Raw genomic sequence first — 17,065 nt, forward strand, 5'->3', positions numbered from 1 at the left:
CTTGATTGCAAGAGCTGCCCCCCACTTGTTCAACAGTCTGTTAACAAAAGGATGGAAAAAAAAAGTTCCAAGACTTGATTTTTGATTTTACGGACCAATACAAGGATTTTGCTGACAATCAAGAATTCAAAAAAGATGTCTTGGGAATGATGTTCGATATTGTCATGAAAAAGCAGGGAATGGCAAGCAGAGTAGGAAGACGCTAATTTTTATCAACTAAGTCAAGGAATTTATGGCAACCACCGTAATAGCGGCATTTAATGAATTTTTGAAGAATACAGTTAATTTGGATGCCGAAGATGTGAAGTCGGCAAGAAGTAGCAGAACTTGGCTGACTGGTAAAATACATGCTTTTCCATTACATGATTCGAGTTTCCCTGCTCTATATTCTGAAATGGATATAAATTTCGGTTCATTTGCAAGAAATACAAAAAAAAGACCTCTTGATGATATTGATATGATGATTTGCCTAAATGCTAGGGGCGGATCATATTACGAGTACCCTGATAGGGTTGAAATAACAGTAGATTCAGATGTAAAAAATTTAAAAGATTTGTGTAACACATTTACTAATACATTAAACTCGGTAAAAGTAGTTAATAAGTTTGTTAGCTCTTTAAAAGGCGTGCCGCAATATAGGAATTCTGATATAAAAAGAAACCAAGAGGCAGCAGTCTTAAATTTAACCAGCTATGATTGGAGTTTTGATATAGTCCCTTGCTTTTTTACAAAAGAAGATTACTATGGGAAAACATTTTATCTAATACCTGATGGTGGCGGGAATTGAAAAAAAACAGACCCAAGAATTGATAAAAATAGAGTTTCAACAATAAATCAAAGAAATAACGGTAATGTTCTTAATGTTATAAGAACAATGAAATATTGGAATAAGAGACCAACGATGCCGACAATGTCTTCATATCTTATAGAAAACATGATTCTTAATAGATACGAAAACACTACTTCAGCTACTCAATTTGTAGATATTGAGCTTCCTAATTGCTTTCTTTACATAAGAGACAATATTTATAATTCTGTTCAAGACCCAAAGGGAATACAAGGAAATATAAATATTCTAACGCTCGATGAAAAGTCAAAAATATGGGATAGAGCAAACCTTGATTACAATAGATCACTTGAAGCAAGAAATTTGGAAGAACAAGGTAAACATAAAGAATCGATAAATAAATGGAGAGATATTTTTGGCTCAGAGTTCCCGACTTATGGATAACTAATAAATATGGATAATGAAATAATTCTTACGCAAAATAGAGTGGAAAACCTTGATTGCTTGGCAGCCATGCGCTATTTGTACAGCAATGCCAAGCTCTATATGAAATGGCAGGTTTTTTTAATGTCATTTTTATAGCTATATTTTCCATAATCGCTTATTTAACTAACAGCGATTTTTTGTGGTTTAAATATGATTTATCTGCTCATCTTGCATTTTTTAGTATTGTTGTAACCCTGGTGAATACACTGGTATTTGTACCAGTAATAAAAAACAAAAAAGAGTTAGCTGCAAAAATACAAGAAAAGTTTGACACAAACGTCTTGTCTTTTGATTGGAATGATGTGAATGTTGGAGATCGACCAGATAACGAAGATATAAAGCTTTATGCTGAAAAATTTAAAGAGAAAAAGAATTACTCCGAGTTAAAAGATTGGTATGCTACTTCAGTGGCTAATGTACCTTTTTACGTTGCAAGGTTTCTTTGTCAAAGATCTAATCTTGTTTGGAATGTTGGCCTAAGAAAAGAGTATATAAAACTCATTTTTAAATTTTCTGTTATTTTTGGCGTGGTAATCTCTGTTTTTGGTTTGCTGTCTGATATAACATTTAATAATTTTGTACTAAATATTGCAACGCCATTACTACCTATTCTAACCTTTTGTATAGAGCAATACAGAGAAAACAAGGATTCCATTGGAAATCTTGAAAAACTTAAACAAGACATGAACTCTTACTGGCAGGAGTTGCTGGAAAATAAAGATTCAATGGAAAACGATGTTTTTGCCAGGAGAATTCAAGACGAAATTTACAAAAACAGAAAAGACAATCAGCTCTTTTTTGACGAAATCTATGATAGACTAAAAAATAAGTATGAGCATGCAATGTATTATAATGTTAATCAAATGATCGATAAATATAATAAAAGCTAGTGCCTTTAGGCAGATGGGTAGATATAGCTGTTCGATTCAGCATCCTGTTGTGTCGTCGGTAGATGTTGCCGCTAAATTCCGAGCAAATATCCAAAGTCAATTTTCATCTAAATTTAGTACAAAGGAGATAGCTATGAAGAAAGTAACGAAACAAATACCTCGCAAAGAAACCAAAAGAAGACTTGACCAAAACCTCAACAAAACAATCAAGAAAAAATTCTTGAAATCGGCAATTGTTGTGGCGGCATCTTTGGCGATACATGGGGCGGTTGGCAACCAATCTGCCTAAGGGTACTATAAAAAGGCTATTCCTTTAGGAACGAAACGGGGTCAGGTCTTGTAATCATGCATTAATATTTGAACGTCCGCTTAATGCCTAATTCCTGTCACAGGTATTGTGTAAGTCTATGTCGCCTTAGGGTCGAATTGCGTCACCCCCATTTGCTCAAGCAATCTCGTCGCCCCAAAAGCCTAACAAATTAATTAGCCGGTTTACAAATGTAATCAGCGGCTACGGTCAATCGTAGCAACTGAACGTATCTGCGGAGAGTATAAACAGCGCGAGCCCCTAATAGGAACGAACAAGGAACGCCCACCACCCCGCAGCGCTTCGCACATTCATTTTCCGCCGAGAACGCGTAACGCGAAGATCCAGGCGTGTCTGCTCAAGGCCGTAAGACGTAATAGTAGGGCGTCAATAAGCGTAGCCGTATTGCGCCGCATGTTGGCCTTTAATCATGCGACGCATTACGCTGCCGCTAATGTACCCTACAAATTACAGGCTTCTTAAAGCCCCAGCTCATCCAATTCGTCCAACAACCGTAAAGCCCGCTTAGGGTCGCCTCGCAGTTGGGCGGCTAGAAAGCGTTGTTTGGCATCCTCTTCCGCCAAGGCTTGGATGGATAATTCGAACATCAGCTTGTTGAGGCTGATGTCGCGGACCTTGGCTATGTTTTTCAGCCTTTCGGCCATATCGTCGGGCAATCGAATGGATAAGGTTGTCATGATTTTAATAACCTCAATATTTGCTCCGGTGTCACGACTTCGTAACCCAACCGTTTAAGCTCGGCATGGGCAAAGTCCGACACATTGTTGGTGATGATGTAAGCGGCACGAGCGGCAATCGCCAGTTCCACCAAATGATTATCCGCTTCGTCCTTTAAATTGGGCCGCCATAGGTAGCGGGCGTCGATTGCGGTACAAACCTGTGCAAAACCATCAAGAAATTCCTGCAAAGCCACCGAAGTTTGGTTGCAAAGAGCCTGAATCTTCGGCCGATTAAGAAGGTCTTGATATTCAAGGTAAAGTGCGTTGCCGACAAAGGGCTGTAAATCGCCTTGGAGGCAACGGCGAAGAACTTCTCGATTCGGTCCTTTACCGCCGATCAAGCCGGCAACCAGGACATTTGTATCTACAACCACTCTAATTGCCATGCAAAATTGCCAGCATATATGCACACACTCCTATCCTAGCATATGCCTAAATTTTGGAAAGATTTTCGATCCCGCATTCAATGCGAACACCCAGCCCCTCGCGTCGCCTGAAAAATATAACCCTAATTGGACATACCAGCGCAGAGAGCAATAAATCGGCGCGATTTTCGGACGTGGGGGGAATGCCCCCCCCGCGGCGCTTCGAACAGTAATTTTCAGCCGAGAACGCGTAACGCGAAGATTCGGGCGAGCCTGTTCAGCCGGGTTATCGCGACATGCCGCCAATTTCGTCCCAGTCTTCGCTAACGGCGTCAACCTAGCGCCCAGACCAGTGAATCGGCCGGCATTGCGCCGATCGCCTCCGGTTCGAATGCCGCAAACACCCAGGCAAATTTCCCATCTTCATCCATCAATCCAAATAATCGGCTGTTTTGGTGGGGATTTTGCGGTCTCAGTCGTCTTATTAGATTGAGTGCCAAACTAACGGCTGGTAAGTCCGAATCGAAAAGGAGAGCTTATGAAAATTCGCCCGTTTTGGGTGCTGGTGCATCGTTATGCCGGCTTGGCGATGACCGCGTTTTTGATCGTGGTCGGTTTGACCGGCAGTCTGTTGGCCTTCTACGAGGAATTGGACGGCCTGGTCAGCCCGCACCTATACGCCGAACCCGCCGGGCGGCAAACTTTGCCGATTCCGCAGTTACTCGATAGCGCCGAACACGCCTTGGGCAGCCGCGCGCGGGTAGCCTCCTTGTGGCTGTCGCCGCGCCACGTCGATATCGGCGTTTCGCCCAACAACGACGCCCAAACCGGCCAACCGTTGGCATTGGATTTCGATCAAGTGATACTGGACCCCTACACCGGCGCGGAACTGGGCCGACGGCACTGGGGCTCGATTACCGAAGGCATAAACAACTTGATGCCCTTTATCTATAAACTGCATTACAACTTGGCCCTGGACGACATCGGCGCCTGGACATTGGGCATCACCGCGCTGGTGTGGACCCTGGATTGTTTCGTCGGTTTTTATCTGACCTTGCCGGCCAAGCCACTAACGGCTCGCGCGGCGGGCCCGTCGTTTTGGCGGCGCTGGCGGCCGGCCTGGGCCGTGAAATGGCGCGGCTCGCCGTTCCGCATCAATTACGACTTGCACCGCGCCGGCGGTTTGTGGGTGTGGATCGCGTTATTGGCTTTCGCCTGGTCCAGTGTGTACATGAACTTGGGCGATACGGTTTACGCCAAGGTGATGCAGACGGTCAGCGATTTCCGGCAGCCCTGGACCGACATTCCCGAATTGCCGCAACCCTTGCAAAACCCGCCGGTCGTGATCGGCGAGGCCTTTGAGTTGGCGGATGCCGCCGCGCGCAAGGCCGGGGCCGAGCAAGGCTTCGCGGTATTGCAACCCGCGGCGATCTGGTATAACGCCGGCCGAGGCTTTTACGTATACAGCGCGCGTAGCGACCTGGATTTCCAAGACAAGGGCGGCCAATTGCGGGTGGTGATCGACGCGGTCAGCGGTGCGCCAAAAATGCTGCTGTTGCCCAGCGGCCAATACAATGGCAATACCATTACCGCTTGGCTGGCGGCCTTGCACATGGCCAACGTGTTCGGCATGCCCTACCGGATCTTCGTGTGCCTGCTGGGTTTGACCATTGTGATGCTGTCGGTCACCGGCGTGGTCATCTGGTTGAAAAAGTGCCGTCCTAAAACCCATTAAATCGCTCATCGCTTGATTCGAATACCGAAATTCAATGTCCGCCGCGCGGCGCTGGTCGGCAGTCTGGCCGGCGTGCTAAGCGCTTGCGAAACCGCGCCGGAACGCGATCCGGCCGCGTTGACCTTGGCCGTGCCCGCGCAATGGCGAGAAGCGGCGAGCGTGCAGGAACCGGTAGCCGGATGGCTGGCCGGTTTCGGCGACGAGCAACTGAACGCGCTGATCCGGGTGGGGCTGGCCGAGAACTTCGACCTGCTGTCCGCCGCCGCGCGGGTCGATGCCGCGCGCGAACAAGCCGTGATCGCCGGCTCCGGTCGCTGGCCGCAACTGTCCTTCGTTCCCGGCTACCAGCGCGGCGACGCCGACGGCCGCCAATCGGTGGAGTCCGGCGCTTTCAGCGCGCTGTTCAGCGCCAGCTGGGAGCTGGACGTCTGGGGCCGCATCAAGGCCGCCCAAACCGGCCAGGAGCGCGAGGCCGACGCGACCGGCGCCGATTACGCCGCCGCCCGCCTGTCGCTGGCCGCCGCGATCGCCCAGACCTACTTCGAATGGCTGGAAGCGCAATGGCAAGCCGAAGTCGCCGCCCAGTCGGTTAAGGATCGCAGAGTGATCGTCGATTTGATTCGCGGCCGCTTCAATCGCGGCCTGACCCGCGGCTTGGACTTGCGTCTGGCCCTGACCGATCTGGCCAACGCCGAAGCGCAATCGGCCAGCGCGCTTAACGGCGTGCAGATTCTGGCCAAGCGCTTGCAGAGTCTGATCGCCCGCTACCCCGACGGCGAATTGGCCGGCCGCCGGGCCTTGCCGGAAACGCCCCAGGCCTTGGCGGTCGGCCTGCCGGCGGAATTGCTGACACGCCGCCCCGATATCGCCGCCGCGTTTCGACGCTTGGCGGCCGCCGACGCCCGGCTGGAAAGCGCGCAAAAAGCCTTGCTGCCGCGCGTGACGCTGACCGGCAGCGGCGGCACCAGTACGCCGGCCCTGGCCGACATCGTCGATCCACGCTCGGCGGCCTGGAATTTGGCGGCCGGTCTGGCCCAACCCTTGTTCACCGGCGACCGCTTGCAGGCCGACATCCGCCTGAACGAAGCCCGCGTCCGCGACGCCTACCAGCAATACCAAAGCGTGGCGCTGAACGCGTTTCGCGAAGTCGAACAGGCATTGGCCGCCGAGGCCAGGCTGCGCGACCAGGAACGCGCGCTGCGCGAGGCGGTCGAGCAAACCGAAGCCAGCCGCAAGTTGGCGGTATATTCCTATCAGCAAGGTTTGATCGAAATTCTGACCTTGTTGGACAGCTACCGCAGCACTTTGAACGCGCAAAGCGCGCATTTGGCGGTGCGGCGGCAGTTATTAACCAATCGCATTAACTTGTATTTGGCCTTGGGCGGCCCGGTGTGAACGAAAAATCCCGATGGTTACCACTGATTTTGCCGGCCGTGGTGCTGACCGCCGCGGTCGGCGCGGCCTGGGCGATGATCGCGTTGCGACCCGGCAGTCTGCCGGCGCCGGCCGAGCCGCCGGTGCCGCGTGTCGAGGTCATCAAAGCCGAGCCGCAAACCTTGAAATTGAACGTGCATTCGCAAGGCGTGGTCGCGCCGCGCGAAGCCATCGACTTGATCGCCCAAGTCGCCGGCAAGGTGGAGAAGATGCACCAGGCCCTGGTGTCCGGCGGCTTCTTCAAGGCCGACGAGCTGCTGGCGAGCATCGATCCGCGCGACTACGATTACGCCATCGTCGCGACCCAAGCCAAGATCGCCGAAGCCAAACGGGTGTTGATCAACGAACGCGCCCAGGCCGAGCAAGCCCGTAGCGAATGGCAGGCGCTGGGTGAGGGCGAAGCCAGCGACCTGGCCTTGCGCAAACCGCAGCTGGCCGAAGCCGAGGCCAAATTGCAGGCCGCCGAAGCCGATCTGGCCAAGGCCAAGCTGGACCGTAGCCGCTGCGAAATCCGCGCGCCGTTTTCCGGCCGGGTGCTGAACAAGCAAGTCGGCCGCGGCCAATTTCTGCCGGCCGGCGCGACGATCGCCCGGATTTACGCCAACGACATCGCCGAAATCCGGCTACCGGTCGGCATCAACGAGCTCGCGTTTCTGGATTTGCCGCTGGGCCTATCCGGCCGGACCGGGCAATGGCCGGCGGTGACCTTGAGCGCCGAGGTGGCTGGCCAGCCGCAAACCTGGCGGGGGCGCATCGTTCGCGGCGAAGCCGAACTGGACAGCAGCAGCGGCCAATTGTTTCTAGTCGCGCAGGTCGAACAACCCGATAACAGCCGCGACGGCGCCGCGCCGCTGCTGAGCGGCTTGTTCGTGCAAGCCGACATCGAAGGCGTAGCTCGGGCCGGACTGTACGCCGTGCCGCGCAACGCCTTGAACAATCTGGGCCAAGTCAAGCTGGTCGATGCCGAACAACGCCTGACCTTCCGCGACGTGGAGCTTCTGCGCGGCGAGCCCGGCCGGGTCATCGTCAAATCCGGCCTGAACGCCGGCGAGCGTATCGTGGTTTCGGACATGCCGATGCCGGTGGCCGGCATGCGGGTCGAAGTCTCGGCAGAACGGCCATGAGCCGCTCGCACGGCGCGGCCCGCCGGGGCGGGGTCTTGGCCTGGTTTGCCGGCAACCCGGTCGCGGCCAATCTGCTGATGCTGCTGATTCTGGCCGGCGGGGTGATCGGCATGCTGGACGTCGACAAGGAAGTGTTTCCCCGCTTCAGTCCGCATCAGATCGAGATCGCCACCACCTTCCCCGGCGCGGGACCGTCCGAAGTCGAGGAATCGGTGTGCATCCCGATCGAGGAAGCGATTCAGGACTTGCCCGGTATCAAGCATTTGCACGGCGAAATCCAGGGCGATACCTGTCTGGTGTCGGTCGAAATCCGCCCCGACCGGGATCGCGAACAAATGATGGCCTTGTTGCGCGCCAGGGTGCAAGCCATTCCGCGTCTGCCCAAGCAACTGGAAAAAATCGACGTACTGCCGGCCGACCGCAAGGACGACGACGGCGTGATCTGGGTGGCGCTGCACGGCGACACCGATGCCTTCAAATTGCAACAGTTCGGCGACCGGATTCAGCAACAGCTGTCGACCATCCCCGGCGTCAGCCGGGTGCGCAATTACGGCGAACGGGCTTACGAAATCGGCATCGAAGTCTCGCCGGAACAAATGCGCAAATATCAATTGACGCTGGACGAAGTCACCCAAGCGGTGCGGGCGGCGTCGGTCGATCTGCCCGGCGGCCTGATCCGCAATCCGGACGGCGAATTGTTGTTGCGGGTGGCTGGTCGGGCCAAGGATGCCGACGCGGTCGGCGCGCTGATCGTCAAGACCCTGCCTGACGGCAACCGGCTGCGGCTGGACCAGATTGCCACGATCCGCGACGGCCTGGAGGAACGCTTGTACGACTGGCGCCACAACGGCGAAACCGCGCAGGGCTGGGAAATCCACACCGAGCGCGACAGCGTGGCGGTGGCGCGCAAGGTCAAGGCTGAAATCGAGGCCATCCGCGCCGGTCTGCCGGAAGGTTTACGGCTGATTAGCTGGTGGGACGATTCCCAGGCCTACGACGAGCGCATCGGCACCTTGCTCGAAGACGGCCTGAGCGGCTTTTTGCTGGTGTGTTTGGTGTTGACGCTGTTCCTAAGGGTGCGGGTAGCCTTGTGGGCGGGCGTCGGTATTTTCACGTCGGTACTGGGCGCGTTCTGGCTGATGCCGGCGCTGGATATTTCGCTGAACATGCTGTCCTTGTTCGGTTTTTTGCTGGCGATGGGCGTGTTGGTCGACGATGCGATCATCATCGGCGAAAGCGTGCACAGCCGCCAGATCGAAGGCGGCGAAACCCCGCTGCAAGCCGCCGTCAACGGCGTGCGCGCGGTGGCGCTGCCGGTGACCCTGTCGGTGTTGATCGTGTTGGTCGCGTTTCTGCCGGGCTTGTATTTGCCGGGTTGGGCCGGGCAAATGATGCGGCCGATCTGTCTGATCATGATCCTGACGCTGGTGTTTTCGCTGATCGAGGCGCTGCTGATTCTGCCCTCGCATCTGGTCGCGCCGGTACAGGCGCCGACCACGGGCAACGCCTTGCACCGGCTGCGCGCGCGGCTGAACGGCGGCCTGGACCGTTTGGTCGAGCGGGTGTACCGGCCGCTACTGGCGGCGGCCTTGCGCTGGCGCTATCTGACCGTCGCGCTGTTCGCGGCCCTGCTGATTATTTGCTGGGGTTTGGTCGCCAGCGACCGGGTCCGCCAATCGATCAATCCGGACGTGTCCAAGGACAGCTTTTGGGTCTCGATCCGGCTGCCGCAAAGCGCGCCCTACAGCGAGGCGCAAGCCCTGGCCACCCGCGTCGAAAACGCCTTGTTTGAATTGCGCGACGAACTGGACGGCGTGCCGCCCACGGCCGGCAAACGCGGTCACGATCCCGAGCATAGCGTGATCGTCGGCGTCGAAACCATCGTCTGGGAACACGGCGGCGGACTGTGGTTGGAATTGTCGGCGGCGGGCCGCCAGCGCATCAAGGTCGAGGACTTCATCCGCGACTGGCGCAAGCGCATCGGCGACATTCAAATCGGCCAGGTGGATTTCATTTTCAAGGAAGGCGACGAACCCTACGACCTGGAACTGACCGTCGGTGCCGACAATCCGGCCCAACTCGGCCCGGCGGTCGAACAACTCAAGCAACAAATCAAGGGCTTTCGCGGCGCGTACGACGTAATCGATTCCGGCGAGCCCGGCAAGCCGGAAATTCACTTAACGCTAAAGCCCGAGGCCGAACGGCTGGGCATGCGCCTGGAACAACTGGCCGAGCAGGTCCGCAACGGCTATTACGGCGAGGAAGTGCATCGCTTCATGCGCGGCCGCAAGGAAGTCAAGGTGATGGTGCGTTTTCCGTTGCGCGAGCGCCGCTCGCTGGAGCAACTACAAGCCCAACCGGTACGGCTGCCCAACGGTGCCAGCGCGCCGCTGGCGAGCTTGGCCGACGTCGAAGTGCTGCAAGGCTACGCCCGCATCATTCGCGAGGACCGGCAACGAGTACTGAAAGTCCAGGCCAGGGTCGATCCGACCGTGGCCGACGCCAACGAAGTCTACGCGGTGCTGGAACGCGACGTCTTCCCGACGCTGGAAAACCGCTTTCCCGGCCTGAACGTTAAAATCGGCCAGCAACGCCAAGAGCAGAAAGAGTTGCTGGCCGCATTCGGCAAAAACACGCTGATCGCGCTGTTGGTGATCTACGCGTTGATCGCGGTGCCGTTTCGCTCCTACGCCAAACCGCTGATCTTTCTGCTGGCGGCGCCGGTGGCCTGGTGCGGCGCGGTGCTGGCCCACTGGGCGGCCGGCCTGCCGCTATCGATGGAATCCTTGGTCGGCATGATCGCCGCGAGCGGCGTGGTCGTTAACGACAGCCTGGTGTTGCTGGACTATCTGCGCCAGCACGACGGCGACCAGCGGCCGGTGGACGTGTTGATCGCAGAAGCCTGCTGCTCCCGCTTCCGACCCATTTTGCTAGCCTTCCTGACCAACTTCGCCGGCTTCCTGCCCACCCTGCTGGAAACCAGCCCCCAAGCCCAATTCCTGATCCCGATGACGCTGTCGCTGTCCGCCGGCCTGCTGATCGGCATGGCCGCCAGCTTGATTTTGACCCCGGCGTGTTATGCGTTGTTGGGGGAGAGGTGAGTTGGGGGGCGCTACGAACCGACACTACGCGCGGTTGCAGCCTATTGTTCAATTTGATTCAATGCCGGCAAGTTGATGTAGACCCAATCCAGTTAAGTTAAGCCGTTCGTGGTCGACAGCATGGATGCGGGAGGTGGAGCAACGCAAGAGCAGTTGCCGAGAGCTTGTCATACCATGAACGGCTTAAGCATTCGCCCTTCTACAGGCTCAGGACGAACGGTCAATCCAACGACATTGGATGTAGACCTAACCTATTTACTTGGTTTCAATGATGTACGGAACGAAAACTCCCATGCTTATCAATAAACTATCGTTTCGTGGATCGGTTTTAGTGGATATATGGAAACTATCTAATAACTAGTTAGCTATGGCAGGAGCGAGAGTGTCTGTTGATTATTTTGGCAAGTATTTTAGTGATCAAGGTTTTGATTTTACTCGACTGCTAAATGACGATTTTTTCAGCCTGTGAGAATACTATTCAACGCAAAGCATTACGTTTCGGCCTCGAAGTTGCTGGTAGTCGCAATTGACTCCATGAGCCATATTGAATATGGCGAAATTCCAGAAAATACGTTTATAAAGTGGCTCAAAGAATATTCAGACATTCAATCTCTAGGAGTCACAGCAGAAGAGTTGTGGGAGCACAGAAACTCATTGCTTCATATGAGTAACTTGAAGTCAAGAAGGGTGGCTTCCGGAAAAACGCGCGCCTTGGTTGCCTATGTTGGTGAACTTCACCCAGACGTAAAGCTGGATCAAACGAACACTGGTTATTACAATTTATATTCACTGATTAAAGTTATTGGTAATGCATGTGGCGCGTGGTGTTTAACATACGATAAAGACCGAAAGAAAATCCATACATTTGTAGCTCGTTATGACCTAATTGCATCTGACGCTAGAATGCTAAATATTGAATATGAAGTTCCAAAAAATAGCTAACAAAGTAATCAAACTGATGGTTTTTAAGTTGCATTTTCGCCATTCCGCTACGCTCCATTTTATGGCTAAAGCCCGCGTAGGGCGCATTAGCGATAGCGTAATGCGCCGAATAATTAAAAGCCAACATGCGGCGCAATACGGCTTCGCCTATTGACGCCCTACGATTACGCCTTACGGCCTTAGAACAAGCTCATGAGTACCGGCGAATCAAAACCAAAACGACACCACTGGTGGCCTATGTCGCAGTCAAGACATTGGACTGATACAAAAGGCCTTGTTCACATCACACGTCGCGATGGTACAACTTTCAAAGCTAGTCCAGTGAACATAGCCGTTGAGTCGGAGCTGTATACTCGCTTCGACGAGGATGGGCAAAAAGACACTGCAATTGAAGAGTGGTTTGCAAAAGAAATCGATGGCCCATCCACAAGAATCATCGAGCACTTTTTGGACCCAGACAACACGCGACGACGGCCATTTCGAGGAGATCCCGCCAAAGCAAAAACGACACGCGAGCTTGGATTTCGCGTCAACGACTACTTTGAGGAAATCGTCTTACCGCAAGAGATACGAACGTTAACTGCAAGGTACCTGGCAGCCCTGCTCGTTCGCCACCCGCAGTATCTGGGAAAGCTACAGCGCTTCCATGCCCAAGCCGACTCCGACACCCGCCTCGTTCGTGAGCGAGCGTTAGCCAACATGCTTACGATCTACGAAACCTACACAAACGCCATCAGCCGAGCCGAACTCATGATTACCAAACGAGTTGGGACGAACGAGTACATTTACGCCGATGGCGGCCTTTCCATTCAAGAGCCCTGGCTTACTGAGTCCGGAATTCCATTTGACATTCACGCGCCCTTGACGCCAGACATAGCCATTCAGGTCTTCCCAATACCTCACATTGACACGCTGCATCGCGCATTGGTTGGAGAATCTACCAATCAGGGCGTATCTCGCCAAAATCGGATAATGCTGGGCATTGCAAGACGATTTGTCTTCACGAGACAAGCACCTCCAACGGGATTCATAGCAGCCAATTTCGGCAAACCCGCACCAAAAAACATCGGCCGGCACATGGTGAACGGACGCGTCCAAGTCACCTACGATCCCACTCGAGAGTAGGAAGCGATTTACGGTGACGCCTAACCCCTCGCTCAACCCCCGACCCGCTACCGCAGACACCCTAAGCCCGCGTACGGCGCATTAGCGATAGCGTAATGCGCCGAATGATTAAAAGCCAACATGCGGCGCAATACGGCTTCGCCTATTGACGCCCTACGATTACGCCTTACGACCTTTCCAACTTAGGAGATCAATTATGCGAGCGCTTCAATTTCCCTTAGCGATTGCGCTATTTTTTTGTTTTCTATATGCCGCAAATGCTAACGTATATCTTAATGAAATAAACGAGATTGACAATGACGAGATTGGCGTAGTCATCAATATGAAGTATTACCCGAGGGACAAACTTGTTGTATACTCATTTGAGGTCTCAAACAAAGGCAAAAACCCAATATTCTTGCCTCCCAAATATGACGCAACGACTCCACCGCACAAAGGTTTCGATCCTTTTTGCGATATCGAGCTTAAAATCAACGACCGATGGGTTCACTGGATCGATAATCGTCGAGTTCCGGGTTGGGAAAAACAGAATGGCGGCATGACTTATTCCCCATTTTATGTAGGCACACTTCGTGTGAATGCTCAACCCATACCATTAGAAACAAATAATCGGGAAATAAAATTTCGTTCAGTACCGACTTTTCCACAAGCCATTCGAGTAAGTTTTCCTTATAAAACCAAATTGCAAGATAAGGACGAAAAAATCGCAATTTTTGTTTTAGAACAAAAATCCCTGGAAGAATACCGAAAACTGTTGTCTGAATAAGCCAAGAAAATAGCCTCGATGGAATCGAGGATTCGAAGACATCCCCCCTGCAAGTCGCCGATGTTAGTCTCGTGACAGAACCGCCGACACCCTCGATTCCGCTAACACTGCATCGAGGCTACGCAATACCAACCAGTACGAACCTACCGCGTTGTTTCCGGCTTCGCTACGGTGATAAGCTTATGCCGGTACCCGTGGTACGCGATGCATCACGACCGCTTGTGAAGCTGTGACGGCTTTACCGGCGCCCCTTTCGGAGTCTAGCCGGATGAAAACCCTGCCCCTCAACCAAGCCTTCACGTTGATCGAACCCGGCCCGGTGGTGTGGGTGACGACCAACGACGGCCGGCGCGACAACGTGATGACTGTTTCCTGGACCATGGTGCTGGACTTCTCGCCCAAATTTGCAATCGCGACCGGGCCGTGGAACCATTCCTATCAAGCGCTTCGCGACACCAAGGCCTGTGTGCTGGCGATTCCGACGCTGGACTTGCTCGACCGGGTGGTCGGCATAGGCATTTGCTCGGGCAGCGATACCGACAAATTCGCCAAATTCGGTTTGACCGCCCTACGCGGCCAGCTCGTCGCGGCGCCTTTAATCCAAGAATGCTTAGCGAACATCGAATGCCGGGTGATCGACATCGTCGAACGCCATAACATCGTCGTGCTGGAAGGGCTGGCCGCTTACCTGGACGACGAACGCGCGGAACGCCGCACCCTGCACGCAGTCGGCGACGGCAGTTTCGTTGCCGACGGCATAAAACTGGATCGGCGGGAAATGATGGCGGCGAAATTGCCCGAAGGTATCTGATCGCCCATCCGGGCGGCTATGAGCTTCAGTAAGCCTCTCTGCCGGCCCGCAAAGGTGTCCTCGCCCTGGCCCATGCAGAGCATTCGGTGGGAGCAAGGCCTTCGTCTCGACGAAGGCCTTGCTCCCGGAGTGACGTTCAGAGTTACCGACAGATGAGTTTCGTCCCGGAGAATGAAAAAACTGCGCGTAGCAGAGGCTTTAGCGGCGACCGAGAGCTTTCCAACATTGGCACCTCCGGATAGCGCTCAACGGCTTTCGGAGTAAAAATTGACGGCGATATTTCTCACAAGGGCTAAATGACTTGGCGAAGTATGGTCAACTCGCGGCCTTGGCAGGTTCGGACCTATAGGTTTCGTTGGAAAAAACGAACCGTTTTTTGTCGGGCTATATAAGCTTGTTCAACATTCGGCGTCAAATTAACCACGCCGCCCAGCCCAAGATGGGCAAAGCTATCGGACACAGTGATCGGCACCATAAGTCTATCCCAAGCGTGTTCGGAGCCAGGATAACTGACCACATTGATGATCGCTTGTTCGTCGTTGGTTAAACTGGCTTTCAGTGTTTCGCAGGGTGCCGGACTTTCGTCGTAGCCGTCCATCTCTCCAATTTGAATCATTATTGGGGCTCCGGTTAGAGGATTACCGGCTTGTCCACCAAAACTGAAATACGGAAGGCTTGGGTTGTTATAGCCATAACATACGGGATAGTTTGCTACATGAGCTGCAAATCTAAGGTCAGCACCATATCTTTGAGAAACCACCTCAGTAGCGCTAGCCATGGTCATAACCCCTCCCCAGGAAAAGCCCAACACACCAATGCGATCTGGATCTATATAGGGCAGCTGACTCAAGAACTCTAACGCGGCAAACGCGTCAGGGTAGGTCAGAATGGGCAATGCTGGACGATTAGCCGCCGATGAGACTCCACGGGCTTCCCACATGTCAATTTCCAACGTAGCAATACCGCCTTCATTAAGTTCGGTAGCGTAAAAATCGCCACGCGAATCAATGCCGCTAGACCCGTGAAGGATCACGACAGCGGGAAACCGGTGTTTTTTTGAACGGCAGCGTTGCTCGGCCGGTAGCATCAGCTTACCTTTTACGGTAAGCGGTCCTTGATCGACAACTCCGCCCGGTATGCTGGGATTAAATGCCAATTTGATGGATTCCAATTCAACAAACTCGATTCGTGGCTTGCCGTCCTCGCCACAACGCGCGTCGTTATCAGCCAGAGCAGCGCTGGTAATACTCAACAAAACAATGCCAGCCAATAAAATGTGCAGATATTTCCTCATTGTGGTCCTCACTTGAAATTGGATTTTCAATAAATTATCGGCTAAAACTCAGACCGATGACTAGGCGTCAACCTAATTCGCAATCGAGTATAGCAATAATCGCCCATTCACCAAGTTTAGTGACCAAATAGTAAGACACTCGAGAATGGCACGTGAAATTTGCACACGTTTTTCATGGACTGCGCAATTTGTTAACCCTCAAGATGTTCCGTTCGATAGGCGCTGGTTGAAAGCCTAGAAAAAATCACGGCGCCTTTTTCCAGCCCGCCGCAAGCGCCTGTTCGACGTTATCGAAGCAGCGTTCGCCTTTGCTGAAGTCGATGACCACGCTGGCATAGGTCGGATGGCTGGGTTCGAAGTAGAGTTTGCGATGCTTGGCCGAGATATTGCCCTTGACCGGGCAGGCGTTGGCATCGCCGTTGCCGGACTGGCCTCCCGGTTGCTCGCCGGGCCTGGGACAGGCAAACGGGGCGAAGTCGCGGTCGTAGCAAATCCGCCATTCCTTGGCCTCGCGGTCGAAGTAAACGCTGTCCTCGGGCAGTTGCGGATTGTGTAGCACGAACCAAGCCTTGCCCTGAGCTTCGTTGGTCATTTGCCGACTCGGCAGATGCAATGCGTTATGCAGCGTCAGGGCTTTATCGAAATAGGCCTCCGGCGTGCGCAGATGTTGATCGATCATGCAGGTGCCGTGGTTCTCGAATTCGTGCTGCAACAACCACACGCTGGGCGTCATGCAGAAATATTTCGCCAGCAGCGCCCGGTCGATTTTGGGCTGGTCGCCGCCGCAGGCGCGCGGGTAGTCATTGGGTTTGACCACGCTGCCTTGTGGCCAGAGTCCGTGCAGGATGTAGCCGAAGTGGGCCTTGCCGCCGCATTGCAGATAGTCTTTTTGGCCCGGACGGCGTTGCCCTCCCTTCTGGGCACAATAGCTCGGGGCCCAGGAATAAGACAAAACATAGAACTCCGACGGCCGGTCTTGGGTTGGATCGGCGACCACATTGTAAGACTCGTAAGTATCTTTCGGATCGACGCAGTCGGCATGGGCGAGGACGGCGACCAGCGCCAGGCAAACCGCGGCAAACAATTTGGTTAGGGACATGGACACTCCTCAGGGGGCGTTATCAGGGTTAAGCCGGCGCGCACGGGACGACGCGCGCT

The 17,065-nt window shown here is 53.6% G+C and carries 17 protein-coding genes; 13 read left to right on the forward strand and 4 right to left on the reverse strand.

Features of this window, described 5'->3' with window-relative positions; translation table 11 throughout:
- Window positions 1–232 precede the first annotated feature (232 nt).
- The 5 genes from A1355_RS25925 to A1355_RS24885 all read left to right on the forward strand — a co-directional run bounded on the left by A1355_RS25925 (window position 233) and on the right by A1355_RS24885 (window position 2,452).
- Window positions 233–787: a hypothetical protein gene (locus A1355_RS25925; protein ID WP_231883500.1), complete on the forward strand. Its 555-nt coding sequence runs from the start codon at window positions 233–235 to the stop codon at window positions 785–787.
- 114 nt (window positions 788–901) lie between these two features.
- Window positions 902–1,231: a hypothetical protein gene (locus A1355_RS25930; RefSeq protein ID WP_231883501.1), complete on the forward strand. Its 330-nt coding sequence runs from the start codon at window positions 902–904 to the stop codon at window positions 1,229–1,231.
- 9 nt (window positions 1,232–1,240) lie between these two features.
- Window positions 1,241–1,369 carry an S-4TM family putative pore-forming effector gene (locus tag A1355_RS26520; RefSeq protein ID WP_197471662.1) on the forward strand — a complete coding sequence of 43 codons (129 nt, stop codon included), beginning with the start codon at window positions 1,241–1,243 and terminating at the stop codon, window positions 1,367–1,369.
- Window positions 1,339–2,163: an S-4TM family putative pore-forming effector gene (locus tag A1355_RS00120; RefSeq protein ID WP_064023874.1), complete on the forward strand. Its 825-nt coding sequence runs from the start codon at window positions 1,339–1,341 to the stop codon at window positions 2,161–2,163. Before A1355_RS26520 ends, A1355_RS00120 begins: the two co-directional genes overlap by 31 nt.
- Before the next feature lie 133 nt (window positions 2,164–2,296).
- On the forward strand, window positions 2,297–2,452 hold the full coding sequence (locus tag A1355_RS24885) for a hypothetical protein (RefSeq protein ID WP_157197676.1): 156 nt from the start codon (window positions 2,297–2,299) through the stop codon (window positions 2,450–2,452).
- Window positions 2,453–2,949: 497 nt separating this feature from the next.
- Here A1355_RS24885 and A1355_RS00125 read toward each other — a convergent pair whose 3' ends face one another.
- Both A1355_RS00125 and A1355_RS00130 read right to left on the reverse strand, forming a co-directional pair.
- Window positions 2,950–3,168 (reverse strand): ribbon-helix-helix protein, CopG family, encoded by a 219-nt coding sequence (locus tag A1355_RS00125; RefSeq protein WP_064023875.1) that lies wholly within the window; start codon window positions 3,166–3,168, stop codon window positions 2,950–2,952.
- Window positions 3,165–3,596, reverse strand: a complete 432-nt coding sequence (locus tag A1355_RS00130) for a putative toxin-antitoxin system toxin component, PIN family (protein ID WP_064023876.1) — start codon at window positions 3,594–3,596, stop codon at window positions 3,165–3,167. The genes A1355_RS00125 and A1355_RS00130 overlap by 4 nt, the downstream gene beginning before the upstream one ends.
- Before the next feature lie 517 nt (window positions 3,597–4,113).
- Here A1355_RS00130 and A1355_RS00135 point away from each other — a divergent pair.
- From A1355_RS00135 to A1355_RS00165, 8 genes are all read left to right on the forward strand, one after another.
- Entirely contained in the window at window positions 4,114–5,310 is a 1,197-nt protein-coding gene (locus A1355_RS00135) for a PepSY-associated TM helix domain-containing protein (RefSeq protein WP_064023877.1), read from the forward strand.
- A 12-nt stretch (window positions 5,311–5,322) separates the two neighbouring features.
- Window positions 5,323–6,705 (forward strand): efflux transporter outer membrane subunit, encoded by a 1,383-nt coding sequence (locus A1355_RS00140; RefSeq protein WP_331710090.1) that lies wholly within the window; start codon window positions 5,323–5,325, stop codon window positions 6,703–6,705.
- Window positions 6,702–7,868, forward strand: coding sequence for an efflux RND transporter periplasmic adaptor subunit (locus tag A1355_RS00145; RefSeq protein WP_064023878.1), 1,167 nt, complete (start codon window positions 6,702–6,704; stop codon window positions 7,866–7,868). The genes A1355_RS00140 and A1355_RS00145 overlap by 4 nt, the downstream gene beginning before the upstream one ends.
- Window positions 7,865–10,969: an efflux RND transporter permease subunit gene (locus A1355_RS00150; RefSeq protein ID WP_064023879.1), complete on the forward strand. Its 3,105-nt coding sequence runs from the start codon at window positions 7,865–7,867 to the stop codon at window positions 10,967–10,969. The genes A1355_RS00145 and A1355_RS00150 overlap by 4 nt, the downstream gene beginning before the upstream one ends.
- 534 nt (window positions 10,970–11,503) lie before the next feature.
- On the forward strand, window positions 11,504–11,911 hold the full coding sequence (locus tag A1355_RS24195) for a hypothetical protein (protein WP_197471663.1): 408 nt from the start codon (window positions 11,504–11,506) through the stop codon (window positions 11,909–11,911).
- A gap of 192 nt (window positions 11,912–12,103) precedes the next feature.
- Window positions 12,104–13,036 carry a DUF4238 domain-containing protein gene (locus tag A1355_RS00155; protein WP_082885265.1) on the forward strand — a complete coding sequence of 311 codons (933 nt, stop codon included), beginning with the start codon at window positions 12,104–12,106 and terminating at the stop codon, window positions 13,034–13,036.
- A 196-nt stretch (window positions 13,037–13,232) separates the two neighbouring features.
- A complete protein-coding gene (locus A1355_RS00160; protein WP_064023881.1) occupies window positions 13,233–13,802 on the forward strand; it encodes a hypothetical protein in 570 nt (189 codons plus the stop codon).
- A gap of 268 nt (window positions 13,803–14,070) precedes the next feature.
- Window positions 14,071–14,613 (forward strand): flavin reductase family protein, encoded by a 543-nt coding sequence (locus A1355_RS00165; RefSeq protein WP_064023882.1) that lies wholly within the window; start codon window positions 14,071–14,073, stop codon window positions 14,611–14,613.
- Window positions 14,614–14,956: 343 nt separating this feature from the next.
- Here A1355_RS00165 and A1355_RS00170 read toward each other — a convergent pair whose 3' ends face one another.
- Together A1355_RS00170 and A1355_RS00175 are read right to left on the reverse strand one after the other, a co-directional pair.
- Window positions 14,957–15,937, reverse strand: a complete 981-nt coding sequence (locus A1355_RS00170; RefSeq protein ID WP_157197677.1) for a dienelactone hydrolase family protein — start codon at window positions 15,935–15,937, stop codon at window positions 14,957–14,959.
- A gap of 214 nt (window positions 15,938–16,151) precedes the next feature.
- Complete coding sequence (locus A1355_RS00175; protein ID WP_064023884.1) at window positions 16,152–17,006, reverse strand: ribonuclease T2 family protein; 855 nt, start codon at window positions 17,004–17,006, stop codon at window positions 16,152–16,154.
- Window positions 17,007–17,065 lie beyond the last annotated feature (59 nt).

The organism is Methylomonas koyamae (genome assembly GCF_001644025.1).
Classification (GTDB): domain Bacteria; phylum Pseudomonadota; class Gammaproteobacteria; order Methylococcales; family Methylomonadaceae; genus Methylomonas; species Methylomonas koyamae_A.